Here is a 24,782-nt window from a genome sequence, read left to right on the forward strand (position 1 = left end):
TTAAAGGCCGCTACCGGCAGGAAGATCAAGCATTGCAGCGGCCTTGATCAGCCCCTGATCCAGGCTGTAGATATGGCTGGCTCCATTGTTTTTGGCAATGGCCAGATGCAGCGCATCGCCTGCACGCAAACCGGTGGCGAAATTGCGCAGAAACTGGTCAGCCAGACGGTAATCCACCTGACTTGGCGTCAAAATCACGAACTGGGTATGAGAAATGCGTTCAAACGCGGTCAGCAGGCCCTGCGCCACATTCTCGCCCAGTTGCTGCATGCGCACCCTGCGCGCAACCATGCTGGAAAATTCGACGCACGTCCATTCGCTGATCGCGATGTATTGCTGGGACAGGGTATAAGTCAACTGACGAACTTCATCCGAATTCGGCTCAGGAATGTAAAGTGGAGCGATGAAACTGGTATCGAAGTAGAGCATCAATACCCTTCGTCGCGCATTTGCCGGATCAGTTCAGCGCTTGACACCGTAGATGCAGGCAAGCTCGCCCGCAAGCGATCCATTTCTTCAAAATCGATCGGCTTCAATGCCTTGTCAAACCCTTTGATGCGCGCCACCGGTTGTCCACGACGGGTAATCACGATCTCCTCGCCCGCTTCGACCTGATTCAGCAATTCACTCAAGTGGGCTTTGGCTTCGGCAACGCTGACGGTATTCATAGGCTAGTCCTCATGGTCATTTACATGGTCATCATAGCATCCACCAAAGCCAAATACCACTCATCAGGATATAATTGCCGGCATCTAACCTAGGAAAATACACCCATGTCCAGCCAACCCAGCAAAAGCCTGGAAACCTTCGAGAACCCGAACCCGGAACGGGATTTCCACATCCACATGGAAATCCCGGAGTTCACCTGTTTGTGCCCGAAGACCGGCCAACCCGATTTCGCCACGCTGTATCTCGACTATATCGCGGATCAAAAGTGTGTCGAACTGAAGAGCCTGAAGATGTATATCTGGTCGTTCCGCAACGAGGGCGCATTTCACGAAGCCGTCACCAACAGTATCCTGAACGACCTGGTGACCGCGACTCAGCCACGCTTCATGCGCCTGACGGCGAAATTCTACGTACGCGGCGGCATCTTCACCAATGTCGTAGCCGAACACCGCAAACCGGGCTGGGAACCGCAACCCCGCGTCGACTTGACCGCATTCGAGGCCAATTCCAATACGCGAGGATAAGGTAATGAGGAATGGGGACTTAAAACCTTCGGACAAACCCACTCCTCACCCCTCACTCCTCACCCCTCACGCTTTTTTAGGTATCGATTTCGGCACCAGCGGTGCTCGTGCCATTGCGATCAACAGCAACGGAGACACTTTAGCCGAGGCGCGATCTGGCTATACCGATCAAACCGCAGTAGCCTGGCGTGCAGCCCTGTTTGACCTGATCGGCCAGATTCCGGCAGACATCCGGCGATTACTCAGTGCCATCGCCATCAACGGCACTTCAACCACCGCGCTATTATGCGATGCTGAAAACCGGCCGCTTTACCCGCCGCTGCTTTACAACGATGCGCGGGCTCAGGACGAGGCAAAGCAGCTGGCGCAGATTACCCCACCCGGTCACCCGGTGCTGAGTGCAAGCTCCAGTCTGGCGAAGCTGCTCTGGTTCCAGAAACAGCCCGAATTTCCCTGCGCCCGTTTTTTTCTGCACCAGGCTGACTGGCTGGCCTCACTGTTGCATGGCAGACCGGGCATCAGCGATTATCACAACAGCCTCAAGCTCGGTTTCGATCCGGAAACCTTGCGCTACCCGGAATGGCTATTGCAATTGGAGGTAGTCCCTCTGTTGCCGCGCGTTCTGGCACCGGGAACCGCGATCGGTCCGGTTACCGCAGAAATCGCCGCGCACCTCTCCCTTCCCCGCAACTGCCTCATTCGTGCCGGCACCACCGACAGTATCGCTGCCTTTATCGCCAGTGGAGCCTGCCGCCCCGGCCAGGCGGTCACATCGCTCGGCTCGACCCTGGTATTGAAACTGCTCAGCCGGAAACGGGTGGATGCTGCGCAATACGGCATCTACAGCCACCGTATCGGCAACCTGTGGCTGGCGGGCGGCGCCTCCAACAGCGGCGGCGCGGTGCTGCGATCATTTTTCAGCGACCCCCGACTGAAAGTATTGAGTTCCCGCATTCCTCCAGAAACAGATAGCGGCCTGGATTATTACCCCCTGCCCTGCCCTGGAGAGCGTTTCCCGATCAACGATCCCGAATTTGAACCGCGCCTGACACCCAGACCGCAAGAGGATGCCCTGTTTTTGCATGGCTTGCTGGAGGGGATAGCCCGAATCGAGGCACAGGGTTACCGCCTGCTACAGGAGTTGGGTGCAGACCCGCTCGAATCGGTACTGACTGCCGGAGGCGGGGCCGACAATCCGGCATGGACCTCGATGCGCACCCGATTCCTTGGCGTACCCGTGCAGCCTTCCTCCCAGGTTGAAGCTGCATTTGGCAGCGCACTGCTGGCGGCCAGAGGAGAAAATTTGCTATGCTACGAGCAATCACAAGCGGAGAGAAAAAACTAAAATGGACAGACTGAACAGAGTGTTATCTCAGGAAGGGGTTTCCTACTTCACCGCTATCCCTCTGAGCTGGCACCCGGAGGCTGAGCTTTCGGATGGGGATATCGCCGTCTGGATGTATGGTAACGTCACGCTGCTACGGGCATTGGCCACGATCGAGGCGATGCAACCGGAGCTGGATGGTGACCTGGGGGCTGGCGTAGGCAAAGTGCTGGAGCGCCTCGAATTCAAAATCGACCTGACACTTAGTCTGGTTGCCAAGCTGCTGACACAGCATGCAGTCCGGCCCTCGACCTGCCCCGTCTTTGTCAGCGCCGAGGGCATGGAATGGATCAGCAAAGAAGCGGCCATGGAGGGGGATGATATTGTTATTTCCGCTTACATCAGCCCGAAATTGCCACAACCGCTGGTTCTGCCCGCAAAAATCAAATCCATTCAGTCAGAGTCGGGTGGCACCAGGATCTACGCCACATTCACTCATCTCAGCGAAGAAGCCCAGGACTGGCTCTCCCGCACCGTTTTCCGCTACCATCGCCGCGAGGTGCAGCAACATTCGCGCTAGGATATATCAGCGTTTCAGGTGACCGTAGGCGGGCAAGGTCTGCAAGCGGGTGTCCGTTAAAGGCACCCCAATAGTGAAGTGGTAAAGACTTTGCATTCTATTCCCCTGCAGCCCCAGCGCCTCATGTACCCCATCGTCAAAGAAACACCCGATTCCCGTGCCGCGCACTCCGGCCGCTTCTGCTTCCAGATACAGCACCTGTCCCAACATGCCCGCTTCCCAAAAGAGTTGCCGGTAAACCCAAGGTCCCAAAGCAAGGCTCGCTTCGTGCTCGGCCAGCATACCCAGGCTGAAGGCGCCGTCTGCAGCAATTTCCTGATGGCAAGACAAAGCGCGCGCGGCATCGCGCATATCGGCCGCCACCAAGCGGAATAGCGGCAAATGCGCAGGGCAGCCGTCCACCCGTTTCCATTCAAACTCCTTGCTGAACAAGGTGCGTAGCGTGTCCCCACGTTCCGCATTACGCAGAAATAGATACAACCCCGGTTCCAGACCATCGACACGATGAACAAACAGCACCAGATCAATCCGTGGCGCCCATGAAATCTCATCCCAGGGCGGGATGCCAGGGCGCGGCAGGGTCATGTCGAGCATCCGGAAAAAGACGTTGATCGGAATGCTGCCGATACCGTCAAAAGACTGGGCACTGCGTCGCTGCTGAATGATTTCAATGGCGCTGAGGATACAGGACGAATTCAATGGCTCAGGCAACTTCGATGCTTGCCAGGTGCTTTCCTGCGTTTCAGGCTTGGTGCAGGCTGCTGCGACTTCGTCTATGGCCGGCCAGTCGTGCATGTGGTAGACGGAGAGCGTATTTGCCTGCCCTAGCCACCCGCCAGCGCCAGATGCCCGCAACAATTTTTCTGGCTTGACCGCCTCAGTTCCAGTCAGTGGCGACACCTGCAACAGGATGTCAGGGTGTTCTCGTTCAGCCTGGACATTATCCTCGCTCCGGTCTGTGCCAAGCACTCGGCCAATCTCGACATCCGACCAGCTATCCAGCAATTTCACCGTCCAGCCGAGCGCTGCGGCTGCATAGCGTACAGCGGCGATGGCATGTCCGACATCGTGCTGGCAATAGCGGAAGGCGCGTTCGCCGTATTTCCAGGCTTCACGCCAATGAATCGAGGTCAGTCCGAGCAGAAAGACGTTCGTCGGCAAGACGCGTTCTACGTCGGCAAAACGGCAACGTTGCTCCAGCAGGTGATCACGACTCACGTAATGATGCACCCCATCCACAAGCCCGAAGCAGCCTTGCGCCACCACATAGGCTTCGGTCGGATGCAGATTGCCACTGGACGGGTTGCAGCGCAGTGCCCAACGAGTCTCATCATATTGCTTCCAGGCCGAGATCCCGAAAGACAACTGCAGCAATGCAGCCAGGCTGTTCAGATCAAGCGGCTGAGGCGCGATGCTTGGCTGCTGATAGAGCTCGGCATAGCCTGGGCCGGCAGACGCATCCAGCAAAGGCAGTTCCAATCGCGGGCTGCCGGCATAGGTGCGGAAGGGATCAGGCTGGCTGTTCCAGTCCATCCCGTCCGGCCCCGCTGCATAACGCTGGAATTGGTGCTTGCTGCGCTGGTGGTAAGCCAGCACGGCATCAAGTGCTGTAGTCATGTGAATATCGCACCTGTTGAATTAGCTCGATCGCGTTGCCATCCGGGTCACGACAGAATAATGCGGGCCGGCCGGAGCTGCTCAAAGTATAGGCAACGCCAGCCAGATCCAGTGTCTGTTTGAGCACAGTCAGGTCGTTAATGGCAAGGGCGATATGGCGGTCGCGTCCGCCATGTGCGGGCCGCCCTTCCACGGGATCAGGATTGGGCAGCGCCAGCAGATGAATCTGCTGTGCGCCAATCTCGTACCACACGCCATCGAAGGACATCTCCGGCCTGGCGGATGAAGGGGTCAACCCAAGCACGTTTTCATAGAAGGTGCGAGCCCGTGCCAGGTCTGAGACCAGCAGGGAGGCATGCAAAAATCCGCTAATTTCAGGCATAGAATATTTAGTCCGCTCAAATTTTACTAGGCTGGGTAAGTATCATGTTCCAGCTTACCGGAAAACAGGCTGGCGGCAACGATCATCGCGCCGCCCAGCCATTCCTGAGCTGTCATCACCTCGCCGGCGAGGAGGTAGCTTGCTACCGCCGCCACTACCAGCTCGAACAGGAAAATCACGATCGCCTGGTTAGCCGGCGCCCGGGCCAAGCCGTATTGCACGGTCAGGGTCACGGCAAAAATCAGGATACTGACCAACAGCAGCCACATCCATCCGGAAACAGGCAACATCGGCAAAGCCGCCAGCGTGGCGGGCTGGTAGATCAGCGCCAGCAACGACAGCACACTGACGCCGACCCATACGCTCAGCGATTTCAGCCAGATATCGGATGCCTCGGCGCGGCGTGACAGCACATTGGTGGCGGCGAACGTCAAGCCGGCGGAAAGCGCCATCCATTCCGCCGTATTCTGCGGCAGCGGCAGGCCCAGGTTCGGTCGCCACAGCATCACCACGGCGCCCGCAAAAGAAAGCACCATCACCAGGTAACCGTGAAATCGGAGGCGTTCGTGCAGGAGCAGGCGCGCCAGCAGCACCGTCCACAGTGGCGAAAGGTAAAACAGCAACAACACCCGCATCACTTCGCCGTCGATGACTGCCAGCACGTAGGCGAGATTGGTCCAGCCCGCCGTCAGCCCGATCAGCAACAGAATCGGGGGGAAATGGCGCAGCCGCAAACGCTCTGAATACAGGGTGAAGCCCAGTATCAGCGGAATCAAGTAGGTGGCAAAACTGGAAAGCGCGCCTGAAACACCCATCTGTTCGAGTAACCGGTAGGGATACCAGATCAATCCCCAGATGATCGCGCCCGAGAGCAAACCGGAAATGGCCAGAAGTTTTTCTTTGGATGCCACGCTGCGAGCCTTTATAATGTTGTGCATCTAGAAACGTTACCGTACCGAAAATCGTGAACCACAACCTCGACCTGCTCCACCCCTACCCGTTCCAGAAGCTGCGCGACCTGTTCCGCGGCGTGACGCCCAACCCGGATTACAGTGCGATCAATCTTTCCATCGGCGAACCGAAGCACGCTACGCCCGACTTCATCCGCCGCGCCCTGGCTGACAATCTGGACGGACTGGCCAATTATCCCACAACCCAGGGCAGCGATGCGCTGCGTCAGGCTATCGGCGCCTGGATCGAGCGCCGCTACGGCATTCCACCGCTCAACCCGAACACCCAGATCCTGCCGGTGAACGGCAGCCGCGAGGCCCTGTTCGCCTTCGCTCAGGCGGTCATCGACACCAGCAAGCCTGACCCGATCATCATTTGCCCCAACCCGTTTTACCAGATTTATGAAGGCGCGGCGCTGCTCGCCGGGGCTACGCCCTATTTCCTCAATACCACACCGGAGAATGGCTACTCCATGGATTTTTCCAGCGTCCCTGAGGAAATCTGGAAACGCACCCAGCTGGTCTATGCCTGCTCTCCCGGCAACCCCTCCGGCAAGGTGATGAATATCGAGGAATGGTCGCATCTGTTCGATCTGTCCGACAAATACGGATTCATTATCGCCGCCGACGAATGCTATTCGGAACTGTATCCGCTTGAGCATGTACCCCCGCTCGGCGCGCTGCAGGTCGCGCACCAGCTGGGCGGCGAGGACTACGGCCGACTGGTGGTGTTCAACAGCCTTTCCAAGCGCTCCAACGTGCCCGGCATGCGCTCCGGCTTCGTCGCCGGCTGCGAGTCGATCCTGGAAAAATTCCTGCTCTACCGCACCTACCATGGCTGCGCCATGAACCCTGCGATACAAGCAGCTAGTGCGGCAGCCTGGAGCGATGAAGCCCATGTCGAGGAAAATCGCCGCCTTTACCGGGAAAAATTTGCCACCGTCACCCCGCTTCTGCAGCAGGCCCTCAAAGTAGAGGAGCCCGATGCCGCGTTTTACCTGTGGGCACAGACACCGGTATCCGATACGGAATTCGCGAAAGCACTGTACCGGGATTATAATGTCACGCTTTTGCCCGGCAGTTTTCTCGCGCGCGAGGCGCACGGACTCAACCCCGGCACCAATTTCGTCCGCATCGCACTGGTCGCTCCATTGGCGCAATGCGTGGAAGCAGCGGAAAGAATCCAGAATCTCGTCAAAACCTTGTCATCAGGAAAAACAACATGAACGAACTACAAAGCATCATCGATGAAGCCTTTGAACGCCGCGCCGACATCACCCCGCGCAACGTCGACTCCAAACTCAAGGACAGCGTCGAGCAGGTGATCGACTTGCTGGACAAAGGCGAGTTGCGCGTAGCGGAAAAAATCAACGGCGACTGGGTCACCCACCAATGGCTGAAGAAGGCGGTGCTGCTGTCGTTCCGCATGGAAGACAACTTCTTCATCAAGGGCGGCTTTACCAACTACTTCGACAAAGTGCCGTCCAAATTCGCCGATTACAACTCCAAGGATTTCCGCGATGGCGGCTTCCGCGTGGTGCCGCCTGCCGCTGCACGCCGTGGCTCGTTTATCGGCAAAAACGTGGTGCTGATGCCATCCTACGTCAACATCGGCGCCTATGTCGGCGAAGGTACCATGGTCGACACCTGGGCCACCGTCGGTTCCTGCGCCCAGATCGGCAAGAACGTACACCTCTCCGGCGGCGTCGGCATTGGCGGCGTGCTCGAACCGGTTCAGGCCAACCCCACCATCATCGGCGACAACTGCTTCATCGGCGCCCGCTCCGAAGTGGTCGAAGGCGTTATCGTCGAAGACAACGCGGTCATCTCGATGGGCGTCTACATCGGCCAGTCCACCAAGATCTACGATCGCGAAACCGGCGAAGTCACTTACGGCCGCGTTCCCGCTGGGTCGGTGGTGGTGTCCGGCAACCTGCCCTCCAAGGACGGCAGCTACAGCCTGTACTGCGCCGTGATCGTGAAGAAGGTCGACGAAAAGACCCGCTCCAAGGTCGGCATCAACGAACTGCTGCGCGGGATCTAACCTCTTTTTGCCACAGTGTTCACAGAATGGAGGTATCAATGTCTCTGTGAACTCTGTGGCATAGGCCTTTAACCATGTGCGGCATCTGCGGCGAATTGCGCTTTGACAACACCTCTCCTGACACTGCGGCCATTCAGCGGATGTCGGACAAACTCGCCCGCCGCGGCCCCGACCACGAAGGCCTGATCAGCGACGGCCCGCTGGCTTTCGGTCACCGGCGCCTCGCCATCATCGACCTCTCCCCCAGCGGCGACCAGCCGATGGTGGACAAGGAGCTCCGCCTTTCCCTGGTGTTCAACGGCACCATCTACAATTACAAGGAACTGCGCAGCGAACTGGTGGAGATGGGCTACACTTTCTTCTCCGAAGGCGACAGTGAAGTCATACTCAAGGGCTACCATGCCTGGGGCGAGAAGTGCGTGGAGCGCTTCTACGGCATGTTCGCCTTCGCCGTTTGGGACATGCGCCACACCAGCCTGTTTCTGGCGCGCGACCGCTTCGGCATCAAGCCTCTGTATTACTCGCTGGACGGCGCCAGCCTGCGCTTCGCTTCCAGCGTCCAGGCGCTGCTTGCCGCAGGTGGCGTGGACACCAGTATCGACCCGATCGCCCTGCACCACTACTTCACCCTGCACGCCGTAGTGCCTGCCCCGCGAACCATCCTCAACGGCGTAAAAAAACTGCCCCCGGCCACCACCATGACGGTAAGTACCGAAGGCCAATTTACCCAGCGCACCTACTGGAGCCTGGACGCCACCCGCCCGGCGCATGCACTGTCCGAACAGGACTGGCTTAGCGCCACCCGCACCGTGCTGACCCGCGCCGTGGAGCGCCATCGCCTGGCCTCCGACGTGCCGGTCGGGGTGCTACTCTCTGGCGGACTGGACTCCAGCCTGCTGGTGGGCCTGCTGGCCGACCATGTGGACGATCTGCTGACCTTCTCGGTGGGTTTCGAGGATGTCGGCGAAGGCGCGGAAAAGGCCGACGAGTTCGAGTATTCAGACCAGGTGGTGGAACGCTTCAAGACCCGCCACCACAAATACCTGATACCCAACGCTGAAGTCCTGAAGCGCCTGCCCGAGGCGGTTTCCAGCATGGCCGAACCGATGGTCGGCCAGGACGCGGTGGCGTTCTACCTGCTCGGCGAGCGGGTTGCGGATGAAGTGAAGGTGGTGCTCTCCGGGCAAGGTGCGGACGAGGTATTCGGCGGCTACTTCTGGTATCCGCGAATGGACGAAGCCACAGACTCCGCCATCGACCGCTTCCGCCTCAACTATTTCGACCGCGACCATGTCGAGTACCTGGAAACCGTCGCCCCGGCCTGGCATGTGCCGGACGTCACCGCCGAACTGGTAGAGCGGGAACTCACCAAACCCAAAGCCGATTGTTTCCTCGACCAGGTGCTGCGTTTCGACGCCACCACGCTGGTCGTCGACGACCCGGTCAAGCGTGTCGATAACATGACCATGGCGTGGGGCCTGGAAGCGCGCGTCCCCTTCCTCGACCACGAACTGGTGGAACTGGCGGCCAAGATGCCGCCTTCGCTGAAACTCAAGGAAGGCGGAAAGTTTCCACTCAAGGCCATCGCCCGCGGCATAATCCCGGATGCGGTGATCGACCGCCCCAAGGGCTACTTTCCGGTACCGGCGCTAAAATACGTGCGCGGGGATTTCCTCGACTTCATGCGCGGCATCCTGCTGTCGGACGCCTGCATAAAACGCGGCCTCTACCAGCGTTCCTATGTGGACAAGCTGCTGGCCGAACCGGAAGCCCATTTCACCCGTATCCAGGGCAGCAAGCTATGGCACCTGGCCCTGCTGGAACTGTGGCTGCAACTGAACGTGGACAACTGCTAGAAGATAACCACCTCTTACCGGCTTTACACGATCTTCATCTTGTCTGCCTAAGCCGCCAGTCAGCGAGGCTAAAAAATCGGTAACAACGAATGACTGCTATAGAATCGATGGGCCAATTTTAGCATTTAGCGCTAGTGGCTGCTCTATGCTCAACACTCCTGTCCCGCCTCGACGCAGAAGTCTGTGCTCAGGGTGTTGGACAACCGCCACGACAATACTCGGCGGCTCGCCCAATCAATCACGGCAAGCAGGTCTACTTCTGCGATCCTCATAGTCCTTGGCAGCGCGGGTCTAATGAAAATACGAATGGGCTGTTGAGGCAGTATTTCCCCAAGGGAACCGACATCTCAAACTACTCACAAGCACAACTAAATGCCGTGGCTAGGAAATTGAATGAGCGGCCAAGGAAAACACTAAACTACGAAACGCCTGCTGAACGATTCAGCCAATCTGTTGCATCCACCGGTTGAATCCAAGATTTCATACCAGCCATTGGCGCCTCTGGATGCCACCGGCAGCAATTGCCGAGGAGAGGACATACACATCGGATAATCTGAGCAGCTGCTCATGGCACGGTCCCGCGCAAGGCAGCCAACGAGCTACCACATCAAGTCGTCCGGGATCTGGAAGGCGGCATACGGATCGTTCGCATCGATCTCGGTGTTGGCCTTGTTCACCCGAACGACGAGCGAGGCATCGCGCTCGGCGATCTTGTCGGCGATAACTCTGGGTACCAATTCGGTGAAACCGCCCTGGCAGACGATCACCAGGCGGCCGGCCGTTAAATGTGCCTGGACCGTGGCCGACACATACAGCCGTTCGATCTTATTGTCGCGGGTAAAATTGTAGGCAATGTCGCCGTTGCCCTTGCTCTGGCGATTCTCTTGCACCATCTGTGCAATTTGCGCCACGATCGCCTTTTGGGTGGCAGCTGCATCGCGCTGAGCATTGAGTTCGCGGGCCCGCTCGGCATTCTTGCGTTGCGTTTCGAGTGCAGCCAGACGCACTTCATCAACACTCTGCGTACCGGTCCGGCGCTCGACCTTATTCTGCTTGCTCTTGTCATGATTGGCCTGTTTGACTTTATTTTTGTCGACCAGGCCAGCTTTCAAAAACTGATCTTGGAAGGAAGCCATATGTGCTACTCCGTAGAGGGTCCGCTGGCCTAGGCAGTGGCGCCAGCTTGGCCAGTGAAAAGACGCTATCATAGCAAAAGTCGACTCCGCATACCCGCCTACTGCTGAGTAGACAGGCATTACGCCGTGTTGCCGTGATTGGGTGAAACAGCGACATGGATGTCGGTATAATTCATGTATTCAGCGCAGTCCGTCCCGCTCAATTATTCACTTTGGAGTTTTCACCTTGTTTAAGTTCATCGGCGTCATTGCAGGTTTTCTCTTGTTCGGATTTTTCGGTTCGATCCTTGGTTATATCGTCGGGGCTATTATTGATCGCGCGAGAGCCCTGGGCGCCGGCGGGATGAACCCCCTGACGAATGCACTTCGCCAAGGCGTATTCCTGGAAACAGTGTTCCTCTTGATGGGCAAACTGGCCAAGGCTGACGGGCAGATCTCACAAATCGAAATAGATCATGTCGAGCAGTTCATACAGAAACTGGGCATGACAACAGATCACCGCACGCAGGCGATCAGATGGTTCAACAAGGGGGCTGACCCGGCATTCGAAATTGAGCCGACGTGCAAACGTTTTATGTCTATTTGCGGCCAGACCCGGGATCTGAAGCAAGTGCTGCTGGTATATCTCATCGTCATCGCACTGGCGGACGGGCACTTCCATCCGGTTGAAGAAGCACTGCTCACTGAGGTCGCACGTTATCTTGGCTACGACCAGGCTGCGTTCAAGCAGTTGATGGACATGGTGCTGAATCAATCCCGCTTCGGCAGTCAACAAACCAATCCAGCAGAAGCATTAGATGATGCCTATAAAGCCTTGGGGGTTACTAAAGAAAATACGGATCAGGAAATCAAGCGCGCCTACCGCAAGTTGATGAGCCAATACCACCCCGACAAATTGATGGGACAGGGCATGCCGGAAGATATGATCGCCGTTGCAACTGAGCAAGCAAAAGAGATTCAGCTTGCCTACGACTTGATCAAGAAAAACAGAAATATCTGACCTGCCGAATCAAGAATGAGGAATGAGGCCGGATGAGAATAATTGATATGAAAATAGTTGCGAAAGCGGCCACATTAGCGGTTATTCTGGCAACCTTCGGTTGTGCAACAGAGGTGCGAGATGTCGATACACCCGCCCCCCAAAGCCAACCCTTGGCGACTGAACCCTGTGTCAGCTGTGATTTAAAAACTGCAGACCTGACGGATGCGAAGCCGAAGAGGGAGAGCTTTTCCGATTGGCTTACCGGATTTCGTGTCCGATTGAGCCATTCCGGTGCCAAGGCTGAGACGATCGTATCGATGTTTGATGGTCTTGAGCCCGATGAACGCATTATCGAGCGTGACCAAAGTCAGCCGGAGTTTGTTCGTCCGATCTGGTCCTATCTCGACATTGCGGCATCCGATTTGCGGATATCCAACGGGCAGAAGGCCTATGCATCGCGTCGTAAAACTATAGACGCAATTGCCGAGCACTATGGTGTGCGCGCTGAAATTCTGCTCGCCGTCTGGGGTCTGGAAAGCGCTTACGGTGCGACCATCGGCAAAAATGATATCGTTCGATCCTTGGCAACATTGGCCTGGGAAGGCCGCCGCCGTGACTGGGCGGAGCGCCAGCTCATCGCTGCCGCGCAAATGATCGACCGCGGCTTTGCCACACGCGATCAGCTCACCGGCTCCTGGGCCGGTGCAATGGGACAAACACAATTTATCCCTACGACTTATCTGGAATGGTCCGCTGACTGGGATGGCGATGGTCGCCGCAACATCTGGACTGATGAGTTTGATGCCCTGGCATCTGCCGCCAATTTGCTCAAGCAGGCAGGTTGGCAAGCTGACGCGCCGGTGGTGCTGGAAGTGGTGCTTCCCGACACATTTGAACTGGATCAGTGGGACCCCGAGCGCAGCCGCCTGGTCAGTGAATGGGCGAAGCTTGGGCTTCGCCTTGTTGGCAATGCACCCTGGGGGGCCGATGATCTGGTGCGGTCTGCCATGTTGGAACTGCCTGCAGGTCGAGCCGGACCGGGGTTTTTGACTTTCCCGAATTTTCGGGTGATCAAGCGCTATAACAATTCCACCTCGTATGCACTCGGTGTTGCGCATCTAGCTGATCGTATTGCCGGTGGCGAGGCCTTTGTCGGGCCTTGGCCGAAAGACAATGTCCCGTTGACCCTTTCACAAACCCGCGAATTGCAGGCCGCTCTCAATGCGCTGGGGCATAATTCGGGCCAGCCAGACGGCTTGGCCGGGCCTAATACCCGCCGCGCCTTGCGTGATTTCCAGCATGCCCATCATCTCGATGCCGACGGTTATGTCGGCTCATCGGCATATGACGCAGTGATGGCGGCTGGCGCGCGTAAGTAATAGTGGGCACGGATCAAATCAAGCGGGTGCAGTTGGTAGCGTAACAGCGACAGCCTGACCCGGTCTGCTGATCATCGCTGTCATTCATCACACCACGATTGACCCTTGCCAATTCATGGACTAGACTGTCCAGTCTATTTTAATTAAATGTTAGAGAAACACCATGGGCCACCCTGCCGAATCCGCCATCACCGAGACCCGCAACCGCCTGATCCAGGCGGCCAGAGAAGCCTTCATGGAGGAAGGTTACCGGGCCAGCGTGGATAGCATCGCATCCCGTGCCGGCGTGGCCAAACAGACGCTCTACAACCATTTCCCCAGCAAGGACGAGTTGTTCAGCGAGTCAGCCGGCCAGGTTTCAGATGCCATTGTGGTTTCGCTGGATGGTCAGACCGACGACGTGCGTGCCACGCTCATCCGCTTTGGCACGACATTCCGCCAGAAGGTACTCGGAGCCGAGGGGCTAGCCATGTTCCGCACCCTTATGGCCGAAGCGGTACGCTTCCCTACCCTGGCCCAGGCCTTCTTCGCCAAGGGACCGGAGCAGACCACCGCCCGACTGGCGAATTTCCTCGGCCGCGCAATGGCTGCCAGCCAGCTGCGCCAGGACGACCCACGCTTTGCCGCCGAAATGCTGATAGGCATGCTCAAGAACATTGAACATTTCCGCCACATCAGCGGCAATACCGAGTTATCTGAACCCCACGAAAAAGCTCGAATCGAGCAGATTACCGACTGCTTCCTGCGCGCCTACGCCCCGAATCACTAACAAGGAGCCGAACATGAACCGAACTATTCTGCTGATGCTTCTGCTGACAGCCGCGCTTGCGGGTTGCGGTAAAGGGGGCGACCAAAAATCCGCCGCTGGTCCCGGGGGTCCGGCCATGCCGCCACCGGAAGTCGATGTCATCACCGCTACGCCGGGTTCGGCCACCCTCACCCAGGAACTGCCGGGCCGGTTGCAGGCATTTCGCACCGCTCAAGTACGGGCGCAGGTGGATGGCATTCTGGAGAAACGCCTGTTTGCCGAAGGCACCGATGTCAAGGAAGGCGCCGCCTTGTTTCGCATCGATCCACGCAACTATCAGGCTTCTTTCGACGCGGCCAAGGCAGATCTCGTCGTTGCCAAGTTGACTCTGGATCGCTACCGCCCCCTGCTTGAAATCAAGGCGGTGAGCCAACAAGAAGTTGATCTGGCCGAGGCCAAGGTGAAACAGGCCGAAGTTGCGCTAACCCGAGCCCGTATCGACCAGGAAAACACCACCGTACCGGCTCCGATTTCCGGTCGCATAGGACGCGCTCTGGTGACCGAAGGGGCGCTGGTCAGCAAAGACACAGCAACGCATCTGGCCACCATCGAGCAGGTTGATCCCATCTACGCCAACTTTACCCAGCCCGGCGCCGATCTGTTGCGACTCAGGCAAGCCATCAAGGATGGTAAGCTCAAGGCAGCAGAACAGGCCAGGGTGGAAATGATTCTGGAAGACGGCAGCATCTATCCGCTGCCGGGCAAGCTGCTGTTTTCTGATCTCGCCATCGACCCGGCCACCGGCAGTGTTTCTCTGCGCGCCGTGTTTCCCAACCCGAAGCATGAGTTGCTGCCCGGCGCCTTTGTGCGCATCCGCTTCCCTGAAGCCAGCCTCGACCAAGCTATCCGTGTACCTCAGCGCGCCGTGCAGCCTGGCCAACAGGGTCAAATGGTCATGATTGTGGATGGCGAAGGCAAAGCTGCGCCTAGACCGGTCAAAACTGGCGGCATGAGCGGCGGCGATTTCGTCATTGCCGAAGGTTTGAAAGGCGGCGAACAAGTGATTGTTAACGGCCTGCAGAAGGCGCGTCCCGGTACACCAGTCAAGCCCGTTCAATGGAACCCTAACGCCACCCCAGCCGCGCAACCGCCGGCGGTTGAGAAGAAATAGAGGTTAGTCATGTTCGCCAAATTCTTCATCGACCGTCCCGTCTTCGCCTGGGTGATTGCACTGGCAATCATGCTCGCCGGCGTCCTCTCCATCCGAGGTCTGCCGTTGTCCCAGTATCCCGCAGTTGCGCCACCTTCCATCGCATTCAACATCGTTTATCCGGGTGCCTCGGCCAAGGCTGTCGAGGATACCGTCACCGCCCTGATCGAACAGGAAATGAACGGTATAGAACACCTGCTTTACATGGAGTCGGCCTCTGAACTGGGCACTGGCACAGTCACCCTGACCTTCGAGCCCGGCACCAATATAGACATCGCCTCGGTAGAAGCACAAAACCGCTACAAACGCATTGAAGCGCGCCTGCCCGACGATGTGCGCCGGGTCGGCGTGACGGTAACCAAGCCATCGCGTAACTATGTGATGTTTGTCGCACTGCACTCGCCAGATAACAGTCTTAAAGCCGTCGATCTGGGCAGCTTTGCCGCTGCCAGCGTGCTCGACCCGCTACGGCGAGTCAAAGGCGTTGGCGAGGCGATTCTTTTCGGCACAGAATACTCGATGCGCATCTGGCTCCAGCCTGAAAAGCTTCATGCCTACGCGCTTTCACCTGCCGACATCACCCGAGCGGTGCGTGCCCAGAACGTCGAACTCGCCACTGGCGAACTGGGTCAGGCGCCTGCCGCAGCCGGTCAGCAGTTGAACGCCGTGATCGTGACACGTAGCCGTTTGTCCACGCCTGAAGAATTTGGCAATATTCTCATCCGCACGCAGGCAGATGGCTCTGCTGTCAGATTAAAAGACGTTGCCCGCATAGAGTTGGGTTCGCAGGACTACAACATTTTTGCCCGCCTCAACAAGCAGCCGGCGGCAGCCATTGCCATCCGCGTCGCGCCCAATGGCAATGCACTCGATGTGGTCAAGGCAGTGCGCGCCAAAATGGAGGAAATGGCGCCCTATTTCCCCAAGGGGCTGACCTGGGACGTTCCCTACGACACCTCCCGCTTCGTTGATATTTCCATCCACGAGGTGTTGCTGACTCTGATACAAGCCGTGGTGCTGGTATTCCTGGTGATGTTTCTGTTTCTGGAAAATTTCCGCGCCACGCTGATTCCTACCATCGTCGTGCCCGTCGCACTGACCGGTGCCATGGCCGGACTCTACGTGTTCGGCTACTCKATCAACGTGCTCACCCTTTTCGCCATGGTGCTAGCCATCGGCATCGTGGTAGACGATGCCATCGTAGTGGTGGAAGCAGTGGAGCGCATCATGCGTTCGGAAGGGCTTGCACCTCGCGAAGCGGCTCGCAAGGCGATGGACCAGATTTTCAACGCCATCATCGGCATTACATTAGTACTTTCTGCCGTCTTCGCACCGATGATTTTTTTCGGCGGTTCGGTTGGCGTCATCTACCGCCAGTTCGCCGTTACCCTGATCCTCACCATGCTGTTCTCGGCCTTGATGGCTCTAACGCTGACTCCTGCCCTGTGCGCCACGCTGCTCAAGCACGAAGCCGGCAAGGAATACCGGCCTACCACGGGCTTCTTCGGCTGGTTCAATCGTTTTTTTGACCGCACCACGCTGGGCTATCAGTCCTGGGTCGCGCGGGCAATCGGGAAAACCGGACGCTACCTTGTGCTTTACGCAGCCATCATCGGCGCGACGGGTTGGCTGTTCATGAACCTGCCAGGCAGTTTTTTGCCCGATGAGGATCAGGGCTATTTCATCAACATGGTGCAACTCCCACCGGGCGCCTCGCAGGAACGCACCATCGAGGTTCTCAAGCAAGTCGAGGAGTATTACCTCAAACAACCGGAAGTCGCCAAGGTCATCGGCGTGGTCGGCTTCTCCTTTTTTGGTCGTGGCCAGAATGCTGCTCTCGCTTTCGTACGGCTCAAGGAGTGGGACGAACGCAAAGGCCAGGAACATTCCTCAACCGCGATGGTGCAGCGCGCCAACATGGCGCTGTTCCAGATCAAACAGGCGATGATTTTTGCTGTGAATCCACCGCCGATTCCTGAACTCGCTTCCACCGGCGGTTTCGATTTCCGTTTGCAGGATCGCGCCGGTGCCGGACGTGAAAAACTTTTGGAAGCGCGCAATATGGCGCTGGGGATAGCCGGGCAAGACCATAGTCTGGCCGGCGTGCGCCCGGAAGGTCAGGAGGCCGGACCGCAACTGTTGCTCGACATCGACCGGCGCAAAGCTGAAACCCTCGGTGTTTCAATTGCCGATCTCAACGAAACACTGCAATCCACTCTGGGTGTCGCCTACATTAATGACTTTGAACGTCAGGGCCGGATCCTGCGTGTGCAGATGCAGGCCGAATCAGATTTGCGATCTACACCGGAAAATCTGTTACGTCTGTCAGTCAGAAACAAGGCTGGAGGCATGGTGCCACTAGCCGAGCTGATTACTCCACGCTGGATAGTCGGTTCACCCAAGCTGGATCGTTTTAATGGCCTGCCCGCCATGAAAATAGCGGGCTCCCCTGCCCCCGGCCACAGCACCGGCGAAGCGATGCAAACCATGGAAGAACTGGCCAAAAAACTGCCCGCCGGGTTTGGCTATGAATGGGCCGGCACTTCATTCGAAGAAAAACTCTCCGGCAGTCAGGCGCCCTTCCTTTTCGCGCTTTCGCTGCTGGTGGTTTTCCTAGCGCTGGCCGCATTGTACGAGAGCTGGTCGATTCCCTTTGCCGTGCTTCTGGTCGTGCCGCTGGGCATCTTCGGCGCAACGCTGGCTGTCACCCTGCGCGAATTGCCCAATGATGTCTATTTCAAAGTAGGCCTCATCGCCATCATTGGACTTTCCAGCAAAAATGCCATTCTGATTATCGAATTTGCACGTGACTTGCAGGAACAGGGCATGAGTCTGGTCGATGCCACACTGGAAGCCTGCCGTTTGCGATTCAGACCGATCCTGATGACTTCCTTCGCCTTTATTCTCGGCGTAATGCCGCTGGCGATATCAACCGGCGCCGGCGCCAACAGCCGTCATGCGATTGGCACCGGCGTCATCGGCGGCATGCTTGCGGCGACCTTTCTGGCAATTTTCCTGGTCCCGGTATTTTTCGTCGTGGTGCGCAAAATATTTCCTGGCCATCCCCGCCGACACGAGGAGAACGATCATGCGTAAGTCACTCTTCATCATCCTGGGTGCCACTCTGGCAGGATGTTCGCTGATGCCAGAATACCAGCGACCAGAACCTCCAGTTTCCGCGCAATGGCCGCAAGCTGCCCAGACGGGTGGCGTGCGCAAGGCAACAGCTACCGAATGGCGAACTTTTTTCCCTGATCAAAGGCTGCAAGCCCTGATCTCAACCGCGCTCGAACACAACCGTGATATGCGCATTGCCGCCGCGCGTGTCGAAGAATCTCGCGCTCTCCATGGCATCACCCGCGCCGACCGCTTGCCCGGTATCGATGCGGCTGCCGGTGGACAAGCTATGCGCACGCCAGGCGACCTTTCCTCCACCGGAAAAGCCAATATAAGCCATCGCTACGACGTGGGGCTTTCCCTGCTTTCTTTCGAGCTGGATTTCTGGGGCCGGGTGAAAAGCCTCGATGAAGCGGCACTGGCCAGCTTCCTTGCCACCGAGGAAGCACAACACGCTCTGCGCCTGTCGCTGATTTCCGAGGTCGCCAATGCCTATTTCACTCTGCTGGAAATGGATGAGCGCACGCAACTTGCGCGTGAAACCGTGAAGAGCCGTGAGGAAACCCGCACCCTGATCGCTCGCCGGCGGGAAGTGGGATTGGCCGGCGACCTCGACTTCCTGCAGGCGGACGGCGCCCTGGAACTGGTGCGTGTGGAACTTGCCAGCCTGCAGCGCCAGCAGGCCGCCGCCGAAAATGCACTGGCGCTGCTCGTCGGCCAGCAGCCTTCCAGCCTGCCCGAGGGGCGCATGCTCACGGATCAGGGCATCGTTGCCGACCTGACCGCTGACCTGCCAGCGGAAGTTCTGCTCCAGCGCCCCGATGTACTGGCCGCGGAAAAAAGGCTGATTGCCGCCAATGCCAACATCGGTGCCGCCCGCGCAGCCTTCCTGCCGCGCATCAGCCTGACCGCAGGACTGGGGACGGCGAGCAGCGCGCTTTCCGGCCTGTTCGGCAGCGGCAGCGGAAGCTGGAATTTCCAGCCGGCATTGCGCTTGCCGCTGTTCGATGGTGGCCGCAGCGCCGCCGGGGTGGATCTCGCTGAGGCTCGCAAGGTCATCGCCGTGGCCGAGTACGAAAAGACCATCCAGCAGGCCTTCCGCGAAGTGGCCGACCTCCTCGCCGCCCGCACCTATCTGGTTGAGCAACTGCGTGCGCAACAGGCGGCAGAAAAGGCCCAGAACGAGCGCCTGCGCCTGGCAGAAGCCCGCTACAAGGCGGGCATCACCAGCCACCTCGAAATGCTGGATGCGCAACGCGAGTCTTTTACTGCCCAGCAAACCACGGTGCAAATCCGGCGCGCATGGCTCACCACTGCCGCCCAGCTTTACAAGGCTCTGGGTGGCGGCAGTTGACTCTGACTGATATTTTCCAGTAACGGACAAAATAAGGTATGGGTGCTTTGTTAATTTAAGGAGATGCCGTAGAAATCAAATTCCGTCATTCCGGCGAAGGCCAGAATCCAGATGAATCAACAAGCCAGATCCTGGCTTTCTCTGGGGTGATGAATAAATTTGCAGTTCCTTAACATCCAGGTAGGTAAGCAAAAAACAGTTATGAAAAAACTCACAGGCTTTGCCCTGCCAGCCATACTTCTTGCTGTACTGAGCGGTTGCGCCTCGGTCGGGCCTGACTACATCAAGCCTGATATGGGAATATCAGCGAATTGGGCAAATGCATCGACAAAATCCGATGCGGCGCAAGATCTGTCACAGTGGTGGCAGCAATTGCATGACCCGCTGCTGTCCGATCTCATCGAACAATCGCTCAAAGCCAGCCCCGATTTGCGCAGTGCGCAGGCAAAGCTGCGCGAATCACGCGCCCGGCGCGGACTTGCAGGAGCCAACCAGCTCCCGACCGTCAGCGCTTCCGTCTCGGAAAGCCGTAGCAAGAGCAGCGCCGCGACCGGCAGCGGGTTGACGCGCGAGCTGTATAGCGCGGGTTTCGATGCTAGCTGGGAACCGGACATCTTCGGCGGCACCCGGCGCGCGCTTGAAGCATCCCAGGCCGATCTGGAAGGTAGCGAGGCCAGCCTGCATAACACCCAGGTTTCGCTGGTGGCAGAAGTAGCGCTCAACTATGTGGAATTGCGCGCCTTCCAGGCCCGGCTTGGCATTGCCCGGGACAACCTGGCGAGCCAGAGCGAAACCCTGGAACTGACCGGCTGGCGGGCAGAGGCCGGGCTGACCAGTTCGCTGGACGTGGAGCAGGCGCGCACCAACCGGGAGCAGACGCGCGCCCAGATCCCCGCCCTGGAAACCAGCCTCGCCCAGGCGGAACACCGTCTGGCCATCCTGCTCGGCCAGGCGCCGGGCACACTGCACGACAAGCTGGCAAAGCCCGCACTGATTCCGACGGCACCCGACAGCGTGGCTATCGGCATACCCGCCGACACACTACGCCAGCGACCCGATGTGCGCGTCGCCGAACGCAGGCTGGCAGCGGAAACCGCGCGTATCGGAGAAACTACTGCCGCCCTTTATCCCGGCTTCAAACTGAGCGGCTCCATCGGCTGGGAGGCGCTGAGTTTTGGTGCCCTGGGCGGCGGCGACAGTCTCGCCCGCTCCCTGCTGGGCAGCGTCGCCACTACCCTGTTCGACGGCGGCCGCATCCGGCAGCGCATCGAAATCCAGAACGCAGTCCAGGAACAGGCCCTGGTCAATTATGAAAAAACCGTGCTCAGCGCTTTGGAAGAGGTGGAAAACGCACTGGTTTCCCACGCCAACAGCCGCAAGCGCGAACAGGCCCTGCGTGAGGCTGCAGATGCGGCCCATAACGCCGTGCTCATGGCGCACCACCGTTATTCAACCGGCATTATCGATTTCCAGAAAGTGCTCGATACCGAGCGCACCTTGCTCACGGTTCAGGACAGTCTGAAGGTCACGGAAGCAGAAAGTATTTCAACTCTGATTCGGCTCTACAAGGCCCTGGGCGGCGGCTGGAAGCCCGCTGCAGTTAACGAAACCCCACCTCTACAGCAAGGCAGCACATCATGAATAACGCCTCTATCGATGAAAAAGACCCACTGGCCCGAATCGTCGCGGCGGAAAAATCAGCGCGTTTTCTGGGACTCTCTGGCCGTGTCTGGGTGATCGTTGTATTGGTCTTGTTCATGGCAATCGGTGTATTTTACCTGCGTGCTCGCAGCGCTGCTTCAACACCCCAATACCTCGCCGAGGAAGTAGTGCGTGGCAATCTCACTGTCACAGTCTCGGCTACCGGCAACCTGCAACCCACCAACCAGGTGGACGTGGGCAGCGAACTTTCCGGCACCATCGAATCAGTTCTGGTAGACGACAACGACCGGGTGCATAAAGGCCAGCTTCTTGCCCGGCTAGACCTTTCCAAGCTGAACGATCAGGTCGCCAAGTCCGAGGCGGCGCTTGTCTCTGCCGAAGCCCAGGTTGATCTGATGCGGGCGACAGTAGAGGAGTCCCGCGCCAACCTTGCGCGGCTGCGGCAGGTAGCCGAACTATCTGGTGGTAAAGTACCATCCAGGGCCGAGCTCGATACCGCACAAGCCACCCTGAACCGGGCCACCGCCAACGAGGCGGGTTCCCACGCCGCAGTGACGCAGGCGCGCGCCACACTCAAATCCGACCAGACCAACCTGGCCAAGGCCTCGATCCGCTCCCCCATCGATGGCGTGGTGCTGGCGCGTAAGGTGGAGCCGGGACAGACCGTCGCCGCCTCCCTCCAGGCACCGGTGCTGTTCACCCTGGCCGAAAATCTGGCACAGATGGAACTCCAGGTGGATGTGGACGAAGCCGATGTGGGCCAGGTACACGCAGGCCAGTCCGCCACCTTCAACGTAGACGCCTACGCCGGGCGCAAGTACCCGGCAAACATCATCCGCGTCGGTTACGGCTCGCAGACCAAAGATGGCGTGGTGTCTTACAAGACCATCCTCAAGGTGGACAACGATGACCTCAGCCTGCGCCCCGGCATGACGGCCACCTCCGAGATCACCACGGCGACGCGCGAGAACGTACTGCTGGTGCCGAACGCAGCATTGCGTTTCACACCGCCGAAGCAATCCGGCAAAGAGGATAAAAAAAGCGGCAGCTTTGTTTCCAACCTGCTGCCCAAACCACCCAGCAGCACTTCGTCAAAACCAGTCGGTTCTCCCACAAAAGACAGCTCGCAACTGGTGTGGGTGCTGCGCGACGGGCAGCCCGTGGCCGTGCCGGTCACCGTGGGTGTGAGCAACGGACACCAGACCGAAGTGACCGGCGGCGAGTTAAAACCAGGCATGCAGGTAATCACGGAAAGCGTGGTCACGCAGAAATGAACGGCGACAACACTCCCGCTTCACTCATCGAACTGAGCGCCATCACCAAGACCTACGGCCAGGGGCAGGCTGCCTTCCAGGCTCTGAGCGGCATCGATCTCACGATCCAGAAAGGGGAATTCGTCGCCATCATGGGGCCAAGCGGGTCGGGCAAGTCTACCGCGATGAACATCCTCGGCTGCCTCGATATCCCCAGCAGCGGCGCCTATCTATTTCGTGGCGTCCATGTGGAACAGCTGAGCCGCAATCAGCGCGCGCTGCTGCGCCGCCATTACCTCGGCTTTGTGTTTCAGGGATTCAATCTGCTGGCTCGCACCTCGGCTCAGGAGAACGTGGAATTGCCCCTGCTCTATCGCGGTGAAAGCGCAGCCTCACGCCATGCGATGGCACGTGCGGCGCTGGCATCCGTTGGCTTGAAGGGGTGGGAGCACCATACCCAGGCTGAACTCTCCGGCGGCCAGCAACAGCGCGTTGCCGTTGCGCGCGCCATCGTCACAAAGCCAACCGTCCTCTTGGCGGATGAGCCCACTGGCAACCTGGACAGCAAAACCAGCCGCGAAATCATGGAACTGCTGACGGCCCTCAACCGAGATCAGGGCATTACCATCCTGATGGTCACGCATGAGCCGGATATGGCTCAGTATGCCCATCGTATCGTGCATTTCGTAGACGGCCAGGTGGACAGCGACATTCGCAACGGGGAGCAAGCCTGATGATCTGGAGCACTTTCCTGCTGGCCTTGCGTGAAATCCGGCGCAACCTGATGCGCTCTTTTCTCACTATCCTCGGCATTGTCATCGGCGTCAGCGCGGTGATCACTATGGTGACTCTGGGCAACGGCGCTACAAAGGTAGTGTCTGACCAGATTTCCAGCCTCGGCAGCAATCTGCTGATGGTGCGCCCCGGCAAGCGGCTCGGGCCGGGCCGGGATTCCGCCGGCGCGCCCAGTTTCAAGATCGCCGACGCCGATGCCATCCGAACCCAGGTTGGTGGCCTGGATGCGGTTGCGCCCACAGTCGGCCGAAGCGTAACCGTAGTTTACGGTGCCAGGAACTGGTCCACCACCATCAATGGCAGTACCAATGCCTATTTCCTGACCGGCAACTGGAAACTAGCTGCCGGGCGCACGTTCAGCGATGCAGATGAGCGCGCCGGAAAATCCGTGTGCGTGATCGGCGAGACTGTGCGGCGAGAACTGTTCGGCAACCAGAACCCCCTCGGCAACGAAATCCGCATCAAACAGTTCTCCTGCGAGATCATCGGCCTGCTGGCATCGAAAGGCCAGGGCGCAATGGGCATGGATCAGGACGACACGGTGATCATGCCCCTGCGCACGGTGCAACGCCGGCTGACCGGCAGCCAGGATGTGAGCATGCTGATGATTTCGGTGAAGACCAGCGCTTCCACGGCGAAAGTGATCGAGCAGATCAACCTGCTGATGCGCGAGCGGCGCAAGATTTCCGGTAATGAGGAAGACGATTTTAACGTCCTCGACACCAAGCAGATCGCTGAAACCCTGTCTGGCACCATCCGCATCATGACCGGGTTGCTCGGCGCAGTGGCGGCGGTGAGCCTGCTGGTGGGTGGCATCGGCATCATGAACATCATGCTGGTGTCGGTAACCGAGCGTACTCGTGAAATCGGCATTCGCCTCGCCATCGGTGCGCTGGAACGTGAGGTGCTGCTGCAGTTTCTTATCGAAGCGGTTGCCCTGTCCTCCTTCGGCGGTTTAGTGGGCGTTGCTCTGGCCACCCTGGCCTCGATCGGACTGGCGCAATTGATGCAGGTACCCTTCCTCTTCAATCCCGGCATCAACCTGCTATCTTTCCTGTTCTCGGCTGCGATCGGAGTAATTTTCGGCTACTTTCCGGCGCGCCGCGCGGCACAACTGGATCCGATCGAGGCTTTACGGCATGAATAAAATATGCCGGCCAATTTCCCTGCACCGCAGCCCCAGGTCGATTTGCCACTTTT

General features: G+C 58.4%; 23 protein-coding genes and 1 pseudogene. 17 read left to right on the forward strand and 7 right to left on the reverse strand.

All coding sequences use genetic code 11. The annotated features are described in order from the left end of the window. Both SCD_RS08260 and SCD_RS08265 read right to left on the reverse strand, forming a co-directional pair. On the reverse strand, positions 1-429 hold the full coding sequence (locus SCD_RS08260; RefSeq protein WP_009205553.1) for a type II toxin-antitoxin system VapC family toxin: 429 nt from the start codon (positions 427-429) through the stop codon (positions 1-3). Continuing rightward, entirely contained in the window at positions 429-668 is a 240-nt protein-coding gene (locus SCD_RS08265) for a type II toxin-antitoxin system Phd/YefM family antitoxin (RefSeq protein WP_009205552.1), read from the reverse strand. Before SCD_RS08265 ends, SCD_RS08260 begins: the two co-directional genes overlap by 1 nt. A 105-nt stretch (positions 669-773) precedes the next feature. On the opposite strand from SCD_RS08265, the gene queF reads away from it, so the two are divergent. Genes queF through SCD_RS08280 form a run of 3 tightly spaced genes read left to right on the forward strand, consistent with a single transcriptional unit; the run spans position 774 to position 3,097 of the window. Beyond that, positions 774-1,193 carry a preQ(1) synthase gene (gene queF / locus SCD_RS08270; protein WP_009205551.1) on the forward strand — a complete coding sequence of 140 codons (420 nt, stop codon included), beginning with the start codon at positions 774-776 and terminating at the stop codon, positions 1,191-1,193. 4 nt (positions 1,194-1,197) lie between these two features. Next, entirely contained in the window at positions 1,198-2,538 is a 1,341-nt protein-coding gene (locus SCD_RS08275) for an FGGY-family carbohydrate kinase (protein ID WP_009205550.1), read from the forward strand. 1 nt (position 2,539) lies between these two features. Continuing rightward, the gene (locus SCD_RS08280; RefSeq protein ID WP_009205549.1) at positions 2,540-3,097 is read left to right on the forward strand and encodes a PilZ domain-containing protein; all 558 of its coding nucleotides are present in this window, start codon (positions 2,540-2,542) and stop codon (positions 3,095-3,097) included. 6 nt (positions 3,098-3,103) lie between these two features. Here SCD_RS08280 and SCD_RS08285 read toward each other — a convergent pair whose 3' ends face one another. Genes SCD_RS08285 through SCD_RS08295 form a run of 3 tightly spaced genes read right to left on the reverse strand, consistent with a single transcriptional unit; the run spans position 3,104 to position 6,007 of the window. Then, entirely contained in the window at positions 3,104-4,714 is a 1,611-nt protein-coding gene (locus SCD_RS08285) for a SagB family peptide dehydrogenase (RefSeq protein ID WP_009205548.1), read from the reverse strand. After that, entirely contained in the window at positions 4,698-5,096 is a 399-nt protein-coding gene (locus tag SCD_RS08290; protein WP_009205547.1) for a VOC family protein, read from the reverse strand. The genes SCD_RS08285 and SCD_RS08290 overlap by 17 nt, the downstream gene beginning before the upstream one ends. Positions 5,097-5,122: 26 nt before the next feature. Continuing rightward, the gene (locus SCD_RS08295; RefSeq protein WP_009205546.1) at positions 5,123-6,007 is read right to left on the reverse strand and encodes a DMT family transporter; all 885 of its coding nucleotides are present in this window, start codon (positions 6,005-6,007) and stop codon (positions 5,123-5,125) included. 53 nt (positions 6,008-6,060) lie between these two features. Between SCD_RS08295 and dapC the strand changes: the two genes are divergently transcribed. The 3 genes from dapC to SCD_RS08310 all read left to right on the forward strand — a co-directional run bounded on the left by dapC (position 6,061) and on the right by SCD_RS08310 (position 9,946). Next, a complete protein-coding gene (gene dapC, locus SCD_RS08300) occupies positions 6,061-7,272 on the forward strand; it encodes a succinyldiaminopimelate transaminase (RefSeq protein WP_009205545.1) in 1,212 nt (403 codons plus the stop codon). Continuing rightward, positions 7,269-8,090, forward strand: a complete 822-nt coding sequence (gene dapD, locus SCD_RS08305; protein WP_009205544.1) for a 2,3,4,5-tetrahydropyridine-2,6-dicarboxylate N-succinyltransferase — start codon at positions 7,269-7,271, stop codon at positions 8,088-8,090. Before dapC ends, dapD begins: the two co-directional genes overlap by 4 nt. A 74-nt stretch (positions 8,091-8,164) precedes the next feature. Continuing rightward, positions 8,165-9,946, forward strand: coding sequence for an N-acetylglutaminylglutamine amidotransferase (locus SCD_RS08310; RefSeq protein ID WP_009205543.1), 1,782 nt, complete (start codon positions 8,165-8,167; stop codon positions 9,944-9,946). Between the two features lie 149 nt (positions 9,947-10,095). Here SCD_RS08310 and SCD_RS16995 read toward each other — a convergent pair whose 3' ends face one another. Next, positions 10,096-10,218, reverse strand: a complete 123-nt coding sequence (locus tag SCD_RS16995; protein WP_269763893.1) for a hypothetical protein — start codon at positions 10,216-10,218, stop codon at positions 10,096-10,098. On the opposite strand from SCD_RS16995, the pseudogene SCD_RS16115 reads away from it, so the two are divergent. Beyond that, positions 10,195-10,416, forward strand: a pseudogene (locus SCD_RS16115) (IS30 family transposase); the annotation flags it as partial. The gene SCD_RS16995 and the pseudogene SCD_RS16115 sit on opposite strands and share 24 nt — an antisense overlap. A 129-nt stretch (positions 10,417-10,545) precedes the next feature. On the opposite strand, the gene SCD_RS08315 reads toward SCD_RS16115, so the two are convergent. Further along, positions 10,546-11,082, reverse strand: coding sequence for a DUF2058 domain-containing protein (locus tag SCD_RS08315; protein WP_009205541.1), 537 nt, complete (start codon positions 11,080-11,082; stop codon positions 10,546-10,548). A gap of 226 nt (positions 11,083-11,308) precedes the next feature. Between SCD_RS08315 and djlA the strand changes: the two genes are divergently transcribed. The 10 genes from djlA (at position 11,309) to SCD_RS08365 (ending at position 24,729) form a co-directional block, all read left to right on the forward strand. Next, complete coding sequence (gene djlA, locus SCD_RS08320) at positions 11,309-12,082, forward strand: co-chaperone DjlA (protein ID WP_009205540.1); 774 nt, start codon at positions 11,309-11,311, stop codon at positions 12,080-12,082. A 47-nt stretch (positions 12,083-12,129) separates the two neighbouring features. Then, the gene (locus SCD_RS08325) at positions 12,130-13,443 is read left to right on the forward strand and encodes a lytic murein transglycosylase (protein ID WP_148290762.1); all 1,314 of its coding nucleotides are present in this window, start codon (positions 12,130-12,132) and stop codon (positions 13,441-13,443) included. Positions 13,444-13,606: 163 nt separating this feature from the next. Then, positions 13,607-14,212 (forward strand): TetR/AcrR family transcriptional regulator, encoded by a 606-nt coding sequence (locus SCD_RS15675; RefSeq protein ID WP_009205538.1) that lies wholly within the window; start codon positions 13,607-13,609, stop codon positions 14,210-14,212. A 13-nt stretch (positions 14,213-14,225) separates the two neighbouring features. Next, positions 14,226-15,362 (forward strand): efflux RND transporter periplasmic adaptor subunit, encoded by a 1,137-nt coding sequence (locus SCD_RS08335; RefSeq protein ID WP_009205537.1) that lies wholly within the window; start codon positions 14,226-14,228, stop codon positions 15,360-15,362. Positions 15,363-15,371: 9 nt separating this feature from the next. Beyond that, the gene (locus SCD_RS08340) at positions 15,372-18,497 is read left to right on the forward strand and encodes an efflux RND transporter permease subunit (RefSeq protein ID WP_023506904.1); all 3,126 of its coding nucleotides are present in this window, start codon (positions 15,372-15,374) and stop codon (positions 18,495-18,497) included. Then, entirely contained in the window at positions 18,490-19,872 is a 1,383-nt protein-coding gene (locus SCD_RS08345) for an efflux transporter outer membrane subunit (protein ID WP_023506905.1), read from the forward strand. The genes SCD_RS08340 and SCD_RS08345 overlap by 8 nt, the downstream gene beginning before the upstream one ends. A gap of 201 nt (positions 19,873-20,073) precedes the next feature. Then, positions 20,074-21,513, forward strand: coding sequence for an efflux transporter outer membrane subunit (locus SCD_RS08350; protein WP_023506906.1), 1,440 nt, complete (start codon positions 20,074-20,076; stop codon positions 21,511-21,513). Continuing rightward, positions 21,510-22,808 (forward strand): efflux RND transporter periplasmic adaptor subunit, encoded by a 1,299-nt coding sequence (locus SCD_RS08355; RefSeq protein WP_009205533.1) that lies wholly within the window; start codon positions 21,510-21,512, stop codon positions 22,806-22,808. The genes SCD_RS08350 and SCD_RS08355 overlap by 4 nt, the downstream gene beginning before the upstream one ends. After that, a complete protein-coding gene (locus tag SCD_RS08360) occupies positions 22,805-23,521 on the forward strand; it encodes an ABC transporter ATP-binding protein (RefSeq protein ID WP_009205532.1) in 717 nt (238 codons plus the stop codon). Before SCD_RS08355 ends, SCD_RS08360 begins: the two co-directional genes overlap by 4 nt. Beyond that, positions 23,521-24,729 (forward strand): ABC transporter permease, encoded by a 1,209-nt coding sequence (locus tag SCD_RS08365; protein WP_009205531.1) that lies wholly within the window; start codon positions 23,521-23,523, stop codon positions 24,727-24,729. Before SCD_RS08360 ends, SCD_RS08365 begins: the two co-directional genes overlap by 1 nt. Positions 24,730-24,782: the final 53 nt, after the last annotated feature.

This window comes from Sulfuricella denitrificans skB26 (genome assembly GCF_000297055.2).
Lineage (GTDB): Bacteria > Pseudomonadota > Gammaproteobacteria > Burkholderiales > Sulfuricellaceae > Sulfuricella > Sulfuricella denitrificans.

Excerpts from the sequence above, each read along its gene's own strand:
- SCD_RS08260 (WP_009205553.1), bottom strand. The coding sequence starts at position 429 with ATGCTCTACTTCGATACCAGTTTCATCGCTCCACTTTACATTCCTGAG.
- SCD_RS08265 (WP_009205552.1), bottom strand. The coding sequence starts at position 668 with ATGAATACCGTCAGCGTTGCCGAAGCCAAAGCCCACTTGAGTGAATTG.
- queF (WP_009205551.1), top strand. The coding sequence starts at position 774 with ATGTCCAGCCAACCCAGCAAAAGCCTGGAAACCTTCGAGAACCCGAAC.
- SCD_RS08275 (WP_009205550.1), top strand. The coding sequence starts at position 1,198 with ATGAGGAATGGGGACTTAAAACCTTCGGACAAACCCACTCCTCACCCC.
- SCD_RS08280 (WP_009205549.1), top strand. The coding sequence starts at position 2,540 with ATGGACAGACTGAACAGAGTGTTATCTCAGGAAGGGGTTTCCTACTTC.
- SCD_RS08285 (WP_009205548.1), bottom strand. The coding sequence starts at position 4,714 with ATGACTACAGCACTTGATGCCGTGCTGGCTTACCACCAGCGCAGCAAG.
- SCD_RS08290 (WP_009205547.1), bottom strand. The coding sequence starts at position 5,096 with ATGCCTGAAATTAGCGGATTTTTGCATGCCTCCCTGCTGGTCTCAGAC.
- dapD (WP_009205544.1), top strand. The coding sequence starts at position 7,269 with ATGAACGAACTACAAAGCATCATCGATGAAGCCTTTGAACGCCGCGCC.
- SCD_RS08310 (WP_009205543.1), top strand. The coding sequence starts at position 8,165 with ATGTGCGGCATCTGCGGCGAATTGCGCTTTGACAACACCTCTCCTGAC.
- SCD_RS16995 (WP_269763893.1), bottom strand. The coding sequence starts at position 10,218 with ATGAGGATCGCAGAAGTAGACCTGCTTGCCGTGATTGATTGGGCGAGC.
- SCD_RS08315 (WP_009205541.1), bottom strand. The coding sequence starts at position 11,082 with ATGGCTTCCTTCCAAGATCAGTTTTTGAAAGCTGGCCTGGTCGACAAA.
- SCD_RS08325 (WP_148290762.1), top strand. The coding sequence starts at position 12,130 with ATGAAAATAGTTGCGAAAGCGGCCACATTAGCGGTTATTCTGGCAACC.
- SCD_RS15675 (WP_009205538.1), top strand. The coding sequence starts at position 13,607 with ATGGGCCACCCTGCCGAATCCGCCATCACCGAGACCCGCAACCGCCTG.
- SCD_RS08335 (WP_009205537.1), top strand. The coding sequence starts at position 14,226 with ATGAACCGAACTATTCTGCTGATGCTTCTGCTGACAGCCGCGCTTGCG.
- SCD_RS08345 (WP_023506905.1), top strand. The coding sequence starts at position 18,490 with ATGCGTAAGTCACTCTTCATCATCCTGGGTGCCACTCTGGCAGGATGT.
- SCD_RS08350 (WP_023506906.1), top strand. The coding sequence starts at position 20,074 with ATGAAAAAACTCACAGGCTTTGCCCTGCCAGCCATACTTCTTGCTGTA.
- SCD_RS08355 (WP_009205533.1), top strand. The coding sequence starts at position 21,510 with ATGAATAACGCCTCTATCGATGAAAAAGACCCACTGGCCCGAATCGTC.
- SCD_RS08360 (WP_009205532.1), top strand. The coding sequence starts at position 22,805 with ATGAACGGCGACAACACTCCCGCTTCACTCATCGAACTGAGCGCCATC.
- SCD_RS08365 (WP_009205531.1), top strand. The coding sequence starts at position 23,521 with ATGATCTGGAGCACTTTCCTGCTGGCCTTGCGTGAAATCCGGCGCAAC.